Annotated in this window: 8 protein-coding genes; 4 read left to right on the top strand and 4 right to left on the bottom strand. The window is 41.5% G+C overall.

Annotated features, from left to right (window positions below; translation table 11 throughout):
* Positions 1–159 precede the first annotated feature (159 nt).
* The 3 genes from cml to AACX68_RS14460 all read left to right on the top strand — a co-directional run bounded on the left by cml (position 160) and on the right by AACX68_RS14460 (position 3,036).
* Complete coding sequence (cml, locus tag AACX68_RS14450; RefSeq protein WP_370630300.1) at positions 160–1,362, top strand: CmlA/FloR family chloramphenicol efflux MFS transporter; 1,203 nt, start codon at positions 160–162, stop codon at positions 1,360–1,362.
* A gap of 138 nt (positions 1,363–1,500) precedes the next feature.
* On the top strand, positions 1,501–2,292 hold the full coding sequence (locus AACX68_RS14455; protein ID WP_228859600.1) for a helix-turn-helix transcriptional regulator: 792 nt from the start codon (positions 1,501–1,503) through the stop codon (positions 2,290–2,292).
* Positions 2,293–2,334: 42 nt separating this feature from the next.
* Positions 2,335–3,036, top strand: coding sequence for a transglutaminase-like domain-containing protein (locus AACX68_RS14460; RefSeq protein ID WP_228859601.1), 702 nt, complete (start codon positions 2,335–2,337; stop codon positions 3,034–3,036).
* Between the two features lie 103 nt (positions 3,037–3,139).
* Here the strand turns inward: AACX68_RS14460 and AACX68_RS14465 are convergent, their stop codons facing one another.
* From AACX68_RS14465 to AACX68_RS14475, 3 genes are all read right to left on the bottom strand, one after another.
* Positions 3,140–3,691, bottom strand: a complete 552-nt coding sequence (locus AACX68_RS14465; RefSeq protein ID WP_228859602.1) for an Ail/Lom family outer membrane beta-barrel protein — start codon at positions 3,689–3,691, stop codon at positions 3,140–3,142.
* A 232-nt stretch (positions 3,692–3,923) separates the two neighbouring features.
* Positions 3,924–4,979 carry a TPM domain-containing protein gene (locus AACX68_RS14470; protein WP_339389348.1) on the bottom strand — a complete coding sequence of 352 codons (1,056 nt, stop codon included), beginning with the start codon at positions 4,977–4,979 and terminating at the stop codon, positions 3,924–3,926.
* A gap of 233 nt (positions 4,980–5,212) precedes the next feature.
* Positions 5,213–6,628, bottom strand: a complete 1,416-nt coding sequence (locus tag AACX68_RS14475) for an MFS transporter (RefSeq protein ID WP_228859604.1) — start codon at positions 6,626–6,628, stop codon at positions 5,213–5,215.
* Between the two features lie 94 nt (positions 6,629–6,722).
* Here AACX68_RS14475 and AACX68_RS14480 point away from each other — a divergent pair, with 94 nt between their 5' ends.
* On the top strand, positions 6,723–7,379 hold the full coding sequence (locus AACX68_RS14480; RefSeq protein WP_228859605.1) for a helix-turn-helix transcriptional regulator: 657 nt from the start codon (positions 6,723–6,725) through the stop codon (positions 7,377–7,379).
* Positions 7,380–7,458: 79 nt separating this feature from the next.
* On the opposite strand, the gene AACX68_RS14485 is transcribed toward AACX68_RS14480, so the two are convergent.
* Positions 7,459–9,108 (bottom strand): LTA synthase family protein, encoded by a 1,650-nt coding sequence (locus AACX68_RS14485; RefSeq protein ID WP_228859606.1) that lies wholly within the window; start codon positions 9,106–9,108, stop codon positions 7,459–7,461.
* Positions 9,109–9,409 lie beyond the last annotated feature (301 nt).

The following is a 9,409-nucleotide window of genomic DNA, read 5'->3' on the forward strand; positions in this document are numbered from 1 at the left end:
CTCTCAAATTAACAGGATAACCCGATGAGAATGGTCAACGAATACACAACAGATAGATAAGCCGCAACAATCCTCGTTTTTTCGATTGTTGCGGCGTCCTCAAGAACCTATCAATTCTATGAGCACGCCGCCAAATCCTTAACTTTAGGAGATGGATTCGTGCACACAAAAGATTTTTCCTGGCAATATTCTCTTACCGCCACAATATTATTGTTATCTCCATTTAATATACTGCCATCGCTGGCGATGGATATGTATCTGCCCGTAATGCCTTTCATTGCTGATGCACTTGGGGCCGGAGCAGGAACAATCCAACTGACGTTGACGATATACATGATCCTGTTTGGAGTCGGTCAGCTTCTCTTTGGCCCACTGTCAGACAGATTCGGTCGCCGCCCGGTTTTACTTAGTGGTGGCGTTGTTTACACGTTAGCTTCATTCGGCCTTGCCATCACTTCATCACCAGAAATTTTTTTGGGTTTCAGAATTATTCAGGCCTGTGGAGCTTCAGCGTGTCTCGTAGCGATGTTCGCCGCTGTGCGCGATATTTATTCTGGCTGCAAAGAAATCAACGTTATCTATGGATTGCTCGGCTCTATGCTTGCCATGGTTCCGGCTATAGCGCCTTTGTTCGGAACACTGGTTGATGTCTGGCTGGGTTGGCGCGCAATTTTTGTTTTATTGGGAATTGCGATGGCAGCTACGGTTATTGTGTACGGGATATTCTGCCCAGAAACCCGGCAACAAAGGACGGCCGCATTAAAATGGTCGCAGCTACTTCTTCCTGTAAAAAGCATGAATTTCTGGCTGTACACATTCTGCTACAGTGCGGGTCTGGGGAGCTTCTTCGTCTTCTTTTCAACCGCTCCATGGGTAATGATGAACCGGCAGGGATTATCACAAACTACTTTCAGTTTGCTGTTTGCCACGGTAGCTATCGCAATGATGGTGGCAGCACGAAATGTGGGAAATTTGATCGTCCGTTGGGGACTACTGAATACGTTACGAATGGGTATGTTTTGCCTGATAGCAGGAGCATTGTTGTTATCAGCCGGAGAAACTTTCATACCTAATTCAGTATTTGGTTTCATTATCCCGATGTGGCTTGTCGGAGTTGGAGTCGCTATCGCAATTACAGTCGCACCTAATGGTGCACTACAGGGTTTTGATCATATGGCCGGAACGGTAACGGCATTCTACTCCTGTCTGGGTGGAGTGTTGTTGGGAATCGGTGGAACGCTCACTATTACACTTTTTTCCAATACCACTACCTGGCCGATTATCGTTTATTGTCTGGTTCTGGCAATAGGAGTGCTTTGTTTTTCTTACATTAATAGCAGGCAATCTGAGCAGCGTTATTAGTGGATCAACCTGAAAATACCACGGCACGAATGGCTTCTTTCTGATAGTTCGTGCCGCATTTTATGGTAATAAACTTATGGTTACTATTTATGGATAATGCCCATCATATAAATACACTCTACTAAGGAATAATAAAGTATGTCTTCTGTTCCATTTGTTGTAACAGCATTTGCTGCTGAAGATCATCTAACACTCATCGGAACAGATATTGATACTAATGCTCATAAACACACTTTTCTGCAATTACTGATTTCCTTAGATGACAAACCCATAACGGTTACTATTTCTGGGCAAACTTTACAAACTAAATCGATTTTAATTAATAGCGATGTCATTCATGATGTTACATTGAATAACAGGTTTTATTGGCTGACATTGATTAACCACACATCTCCTTTAGGATTGTGTTTAAAACATCAGTTAATCAATGGAGAAATCAATTATATAGTATTGGATTACAATAAATTGGCATCCGTGTGTAAGGCAATATCAGCTCAATACACTTCATTGCAGGAAAAAACTTATCTCGTACACTGGGATAATCTACATAAAAAGATACTGACACAAACTTGCAATCTTAATCACACAATAGGTGATAACCGTTTAAAAGCTATATTAGGACACCTAATTTTTTCACAAAAAACCTATCATAGTGTCCTTGATATATCAGCAAAAATACCTCTTTCCCCAAGTCGTTTATCACATCTTTTTTCTGAAAAAACAGGGGGGAATCTAAAAAGTTATATTCTTTTTCACCAGCTTATTAATGCTCTATTTTTAATTGCCAAAGGTAAAAAAGTAACAGATGCTGCCGTGCAATGTGGTTTTGATAGTGCTTCACATCTTTCCTCCACAGCCAGAAAGTTGATGGGTATAAAACCAAGCTTCGCGAAAAAAATCAGCGGATTTTTGAAAGTTTTCTCCTCATAAATTTTTTAGTCTTAAGTAATTTGAACGAGGAGAAAATAGGTAATGAAACAGTATCTTTCATGCACACCTTTATTAGATTTTTATGCCACAAATATTCAGCATTTAATTACCGAGAAAGGCTGGTTAAACCTGACTCAGACTGAAAAAATAAAAGCAATTTATAATTTTGTTAAAGATGATATTACTTTTGGATTTAATGAGGATGATTCACTTACAGCATCAAAAATCTTACATGCGGGTTATGGTCAGTGTAATACCAAATCTATTTTATTTATGGCTCTCCTTCGTGCGCTAGGCCTTCCCTGTCGCTTACACGGCTTTACCATTGATAAATCACTACAATACGGAATTATGCAGGGGGAAATATATGAAATGGCTCCGCAGGAGATTTATCATACATGGGTTGAAGTTTATATTAATGGGCAATGGCTAAACTTTGAAGGTATCATTTTAGATAAAGGCTATCTTACTTCGCTACAGAAAAAATACGCAACTCATAAAGGAAACTTTGTAGGCTATGGTGTGGCGATTGATGATTTAGCTAATGCTCCTGTTGAATGGCATGGAGATAATAGCACGTATATTCAACAGGCCGGAATTGTACAGGATTTAGGTCTGTTTAATTCACCGGATGATTTCTTTAGCAAGTATGAACAGAAAATGACATTACAGGAAAAAGAAATATTTGCGAACAAGATACGCCATGAAATAAATCGGAATATTAATCATATTCGTGACAGCTAAGCAGCTCTGGGCGATATTGACCAGATTCCCCTAAGATTGAATTGAAGCACACTATACCTCAATATTAATAGTTCCCCGCCAGATGGCGGGGAAAATATCGGGCTTAAAATCTGTAACCTACTCCAAGATTAAATCCATTAATAGGGCTGTTCATATCCGCCATTTTGAACGTAGTACCTTCATAGCCCAAGTTGATCACGAAATCATCTATGGGATTAATTTCAACACCGGCACCATACGCAAACGAGCTTTTTTTCTTGGATACATGACCGCGACCTTCATCATGCTCGTAATTAATCTTAGCATTGGTATAAGCCAAACCCACTAAGCCATACAAACTCACCTGAGGATGTATTCGGTAAGCCGGGCCAACAAGGAATGAGGTGTATTTAATATCACCTTTATGTTTTGTCAGCTCTTTTGTTACTGATTTATTAGATAAACCCCCCTTGCCTGCCATATAGGTCAAAGAGCCAATAACACTGACAGGATCATCCCATTCATATCGATATTTGAGATTTACCCCTTTAATATCTTTGAAATTTTTTACTTTACTTTGTGCATACCCAATGGAAGCGTTTTGTGAATCAGCATAAGCAAAAGAACCCACCACCAATCCTGATGTAAGCAAAGACAACAAAAAAACTTTTTTCATATCCATGCCCTTTTTGTAAAAAAGAAAATGTAAAAAATTTATTTTAGCCAGCCATAAAATATGACTGACTAAAAATAACCCTTTATATTCTCTTGACAGCTTCCCGAAAAAAGCAAAAAAAAAAGAGCTTTTATCTACTTATTTTGGCTAAGATCACAAAAATAAAAATTTCATATCCCAACAGTAGATAAATTACAGTTATTCATCAATGCTGTATTCCTAACCAAATAAATCACCAGCTATCTGAGGCGCCTTTATTATCACTCTTACCGCCACCACCAGTGAAAATATCTTTATTATCAGAAAGTTCTGCATTTTCGACGAATATATCGGAACGACTAACAGGAGATGCCGAACCCGCACCACCAAAGAGGCGTTTAAATAATCCTCCCACCAGCGATGCACCGAAAAAGAGCACAATTAACACCAGAATAACTGGCAGGAAGAAAATCAGCAGATAATATCCCAGAGGAAGAGAAGGAAATACACCTACCAGACTGAGTACAAACGTAATAACAGCGACTGTTGAGGCACATTTGAGAAAACGTTTAAACCAGCCACCTGTACGGAACACCACCAATGGCAAAACTACCATACCAAGCAGCCAGAGGATCAACGGAGCCGAAAAGTCTTCACCTGATGATACGTTATCTAAAATATTGTCGTTATCGCCAGCAATGTTCGATACACCCTGCGGTGTTTTCTCTTGCCCTGCGTTTTTTATCAATACACCAATGGAATCAATACTGGTACGTATCCCTTCGTAATAGTCACCCTCTTTGAAGGCCGGTTTTGCATCCTTACTCAGAATATTTGCTACCTTTGAATCCGGCAGCGGCTTTGTGAGGCCAGAACCAATAGTAATACGCATTTTGTGGTCATCGTATGCCACCAAAAACAGAATGCCATCATTACGCTGTTGACTACCTAACTTCCATTCAGCAAATACGCGGGAAGAAAAGGTTTCAACGCTATCGCTTCCTATCGTTGGTACAATCAAAACCGCCATTTGTACTTTATATTCCGAACGCAGTTTTTCCAGCTGACGGGTCAGTCGTTGATGTTCATTCTTCGTCAGGACATTGGGTATATCTGTAACACTCTGGCTAAGAGCCGGAACTTCAACGAGCTTCGTTTCCTGTCGAACTTCTTTTGCGGATACACTGTTTATGCACAAAAGCAGCGTAAATAGGATAACAATATGTTTTATTATTGAGTAGCTGTATCTTTGGAGGGATGTCTTGCTGGTACTAAAACCATCCGTTGGTTGGCTGAAAATCATGAACATCAAATATCCTTAGGTTTATTTTCTAATATATCGCAGCAATATATTATATTTATCTTTCCTTTGACGTCTAATACCGTAATTATCTAAATAATTTACCCAATAATGCCGGATTTAATATGGCACGAAGTTGGGAAATAGCGCTATTTCGCCTACATTGGCTTTTCTGAGGAAAGCCAATGTAGCAATCATATACGTAATGGATTTCAGGCTGTGCCTGCGGTGATAACCTGTTTCTATCGGCTCTCCGCGGTAATCTTTGCTGATTTCCATGCAGTAAATAGTGCCAGTATGGGCGCAACAGCAAAAAGTAAAAAGAGCCAGTGAGAAGCAGAGGCGGCTCCTTCCAGACCACCCGGCTGATAAAACCCGAAGATATTGGTCACCATTCCGGCCAGTGCAGAGCCGAATGCAGTAGCAAACAACTGAACCGTTGTAATGGATGAACCGGCAATATTTCTGTCAGCCTCACTGGAAACCTGCAAAATACGGGTCAGTAAATGAGGCCAGCCAAAGCCCACACCAAAACCAAATAGCCCAAGCCCCAGAATGATTGGTAATATGATTTGCCATTCACCTATGGATTTATAAGGCAGCATCGCAAGCAGCAGCAGCATCCCCACCAGCATAAAAGCAGGGCCGCTTACAATCGCAAAACGCATTTTCGCCCCCTGCCAGCTTGCACTCATTACTTCCCCAATAGTCCAGCCAATTGCTGCCATCGCGACCATATAACCAGAGGCTAAAGGAGACTGCTCGTGCAGAACTTGCAAAAAGTAGGGAACAAAAACATCTCCCGATAACCCAATCACCAAAAACATCATAGTCGCGAACAAGATGAGATGAGGTGAATTCAGACTCAGCGCATTTTCGGGCAGTAACTTCACTGAAGCCTTACGTTCATAGAGAACTAACAGAAATACCAGTACTACCGCCGTCATAATGCCGAGAATGTTCATTTTCACATCTTGTGACAGGCTCCCTGAAGAAACAGCAAGTACCGCAATAGATAACAGAATCAGCTGGGTAATGGGCAAAGCCATTTTGCTTGTGTTCTGTTTTTGCTTCGGAGGTAGAATTCGATAGCTAAATAAGGCATAAAGCAAAATAACGGGTAACATCAATCCAAATGCATAACGCCATGCATTCATTTCAGCAAAAATGCCACCAATAGCCGGCCCGATTAAAGTTGCCACTCCCCAGGTACCGGAAATCAACGCCATCGCTTTAGGCCAGAGAGATTCCTCAAACACCAGATTAATCATCGAATAAGAAAGCGCGAATAAAAATCCGCCACCAAGTCCCTGAATAGTTCTCCCAACTAGCATGGATTCCATTGTCAGCGCCAAAGCACACCATAAACTACCGATTAAAAAAATCAGGGCAGCAACCAAATAGGCATTTCTCGCACCTGATGTATGCAGTAATCTCGCTGAGAGTATGGAACCAATAATGGATGCCACAACAAACAGCGTTGTATTCCAGGCATAGAGATTTAATCCACCGATATCCTTGACGGCAGAAGGCAGGAGAGTAATCGCAATTAAGGTATTGGCGGCCATCAGACCGATACCGATCGAAAGTACTATTGCACTGGGTGCGTTTTTACTGGAAAACAGATCCCTCCAGCGATTTTCCTTAGTCATTATCATGCTTATTATCCTGAACTCAGGTTGAGTTGTGAAATATCTTACGTTAAATTAAACAAGGTAAATCTTGGAATAAATTACTGTCAGGTTCAACAATATGTCAAGCATTGACTTGGAAAATAGCACCATTTCCGTACAATCCGTTAGTGAACGGTTATTGATGCTGTTAAAAACACAAGGCGCTATGCAAGCCGCAGAGGCCGGTAAGCTCTTAGGCACGACAGGGGAAGCAGCCCGTCAACAATTTGTGAAACTGGCTAAAGAAGGGCTGGTTGAAGGACGCTCTGAGACAAGGGGAGTTGGCCGCCCTATCCAGCTTTGGCATTTAACTGACAAAGGGAACGCCAAATTTCCGGATACACACGCAGATTTAACCGTTCAGATGATTACGATTATCCGTGAGCAATTAGGTGAATCTGCACTGGATGTAGTGATCCAGTCCCGCGAACAGGAAATTTCTGAGAAATATAAAACGGCGCTAAAAGGCGCTGTCGCTCTACAAGAAAAGATTGAGCGTCTGGTTAAAATCCGCTGTCAGGAGGGGTATATGGCGCAATATTTTATTCAGGAAGATGGCACTATTTTATTTGTCGAAAACCACTGCCCTATCTGTGCCGCTGCCAGTATATGCCAGAGTTTTTGTCGTACTGAGCTGAAAATGTTCCGGGATATTCTTCAGGCACAAGTAGAACGAACTGAATATATTCTGAATGACGATAGGCGTTGTGCTTACCGTATTACGCCACTGAGATAAACCTATACACTTCGTCTTTCAAGTTGCCTCTTTCATTGGCGGCGGCGAAGTGTATAGTCAGTCTATTCCAGAACAGTGGTTACTCCTTACCCGCCGCAGATAACTGCTGGTAAATATAATGCTTATAGCTTTCTACCAGCGCCTTATCCTGACAGTCGTTAAGCTCCCCCCCACACAAATGACGCATGATCATATTTGCCTGGTAGAAAGCGGGAACGCTCAACCGTGCTCTTTCCAAAATCATACCACCGAGAAAAGAGATATCGGTCAGTTTACCGGTCGTTATCGGCGCTCCCTGTTTCAGGTTATCCCTCATCGTAAATTGCGTCAGATGTGCCGGATCAGAAAGGGTAGAAGCGTAATCGTTAAAATGGATATTTGGCTGATGATCACCGAATGTAAGAAAAATGGTCGGTTTGTCGCGTTTAGCTACAAACTCACTGAATTCTCTGATAGATGGGTCTGATGCGATGATTTTTTCCATATAATGACTGAATTTTCCGACAGTGGATGAATTCTCCAATTTGCCTGCCAGACCATAATCATCGCTATGGCTCTCTTCATAAGGCCCGTGTTCATACATGGTCAGAGAATAAATAAAGATGGGTTTATCCGTTTCCTTAGCCAGAATAGTTTTCACATAAGACAACATATCCTGTGTGCTGATTTTCCACAAATTCTCATCCATACTTGCCGGATAACCCAGCTCTTGTGGCTGAATAATGCGGTCAACACCCAGTGTCTGGTAAGCATGTCCGGCATGATAAGCCGATTTATTGAATGGAGTCAGTACAACGGTGTAATAGCCATTATCTTTCATCGTACGGAACAGGCTGTTTTGCAGATGATCAACCACAAAATAAAACACGCCATTTTTACGCGAGCCAAAATCATCTGTATCCAATCCCGTCAGAACAGAGAATTCTGATAACCACGTTCCACCCCCAAAAGTTTGTACCCGCAGCAAACCTTGCGCGCTCACATCGGCATCATGCCCGAACATAAAGAGATCAGGTAACCGGGTACCTGCCGGTAATTGATAAATATGCGGGTCGACCGTAGATTCCTGCAATAACACCACCACATCAGGTTTTATCTCTGACTGTGGTTCAGGCAGGGAGACATTTTTTGCCTGCTGCAAAAAATAATCAGCTGATACTCCAAATTTGGGAGGCTGATATTGTGCATCCCGGGCTGACATGACCATATTAGTCATCGTTCCGCGCCCTTTTGGCAACTCTGCCTGCCATTCATTATGGTAAGCACCGACTGTCATATTGACATCCCAGATACCGACAGCAACCAATACCACGCTTAATCCACGCCACTTGATACCCGGAACTGACTTTGCACTTCTCCAGCTCAGGAACATATTGAAGATGAGCCAGACCAGCATAGCTACAACAGCCAGACCTGCCAGCCAATAATGATGTAATGTTTCCTGATTTGAAGGATCAAGCATAATATTCAAATCAGAAAACATCAGTTGATCTTTGTAGTAATGAACTTTTATCTGGTTGAGGAATTTAATGATGATAAAAAGGGTTCCGGTAAACACCACGGAAAATAACCAGCGCGCTGAAAGCAGAAATGTCAGGCCAAAAAGAATGCTGAATACCCCAACAGAAATCAGTGCAGGATAGATATCACTGCTTTTTTCAAACACTAACAGCAAGGATGCAACCAACAATAGTCCAAAATAGCATCCTGAAATTATTTTTTTATTCATACTCTTGAGTTCCATGTATGAGTGTATGAGACCGGTTTGACATCAGTAGATGAAAGTAGCACAAGTTTCTCTACATACTACAGATAAAATGAAGCCACTTACCTCAGGATGAATTTATCGTTCAGATGATAAGGCTGAGTTTTGATGAGAATTTACATCTGCCATTTTATCTTTAGTAAACTGATCAATAACGCGATGCTCGACTTTCATGGTGAGTTGAAATGACATAGCCGCTCCTTTATAACTTTAAGTCGTCAAAAATAGAGAAATAAAGGAACAAAAGGCTATGTCACAGCAAGAT

Origin of the sequence: Xenorhabdus sp. PB61.4 (assembly GCF_963894935.1) — a bacterium.
GTDB classification, from domain to species: domain Bacteria; phylum Pseudomonadota; class Gammaproteobacteria; order Enterobacterales; family Enterobacteriaceae; genus Xenorhabdus; species Xenorhabdus stockiae.

Bases quoted from the DNA above. Each gene is read 5' to 3' on its own strand.
- AACX68_RS14475 (WP_228859604.1), bottom strand. From the start codon at position 6,628: ATGATAATGACTAAGGAAAATCGCTGGAGGGATCTGTTTTCCAGTAAA.
- AACX68_RS14485 (WP_228859606.1), bottom strand. From the start codon at position 9,108: ATGAATAAAAAAATAATTTCAGGATGCTATTTTGGACTATTGTTGGTT.
- AACX68_RS14460 (WP_228859601.1), top strand. From the start codon at position 2,335: ATGAAACAGTATCTTTCATGCACACCTTTATTAGATTTTTATGCCACA.
- AACX68_RS14465 (WP_228859602.1), bottom strand. From the start codon at position 3,691: ATGAAAAAAGTTTTTTTGTTGTCTTTGCTTACATCAGGATTGGTGGTG.
- AACX68_RS14470 (WP_339389348.1), bottom strand. From the start codon at position 4,979: ATGTTCATGATTTTCAGCCAACCAACGGATGGTTTTAGTACCAGCAAG.
- AACX68_RS14455 (WP_228859600.1), top strand. From the start codon at position 1,501: ATGTCTTCTGTTCCATTTGTTGTAACAGCATTTGCTGCTGAAGATCAT.
- AACX68_RS14480 (WP_228859605.1), top strand. From the start codon at position 6,723: ATGTCAAGCATTGACTTGGAAAATAGCACCATTTCCGTACAATCCGTT.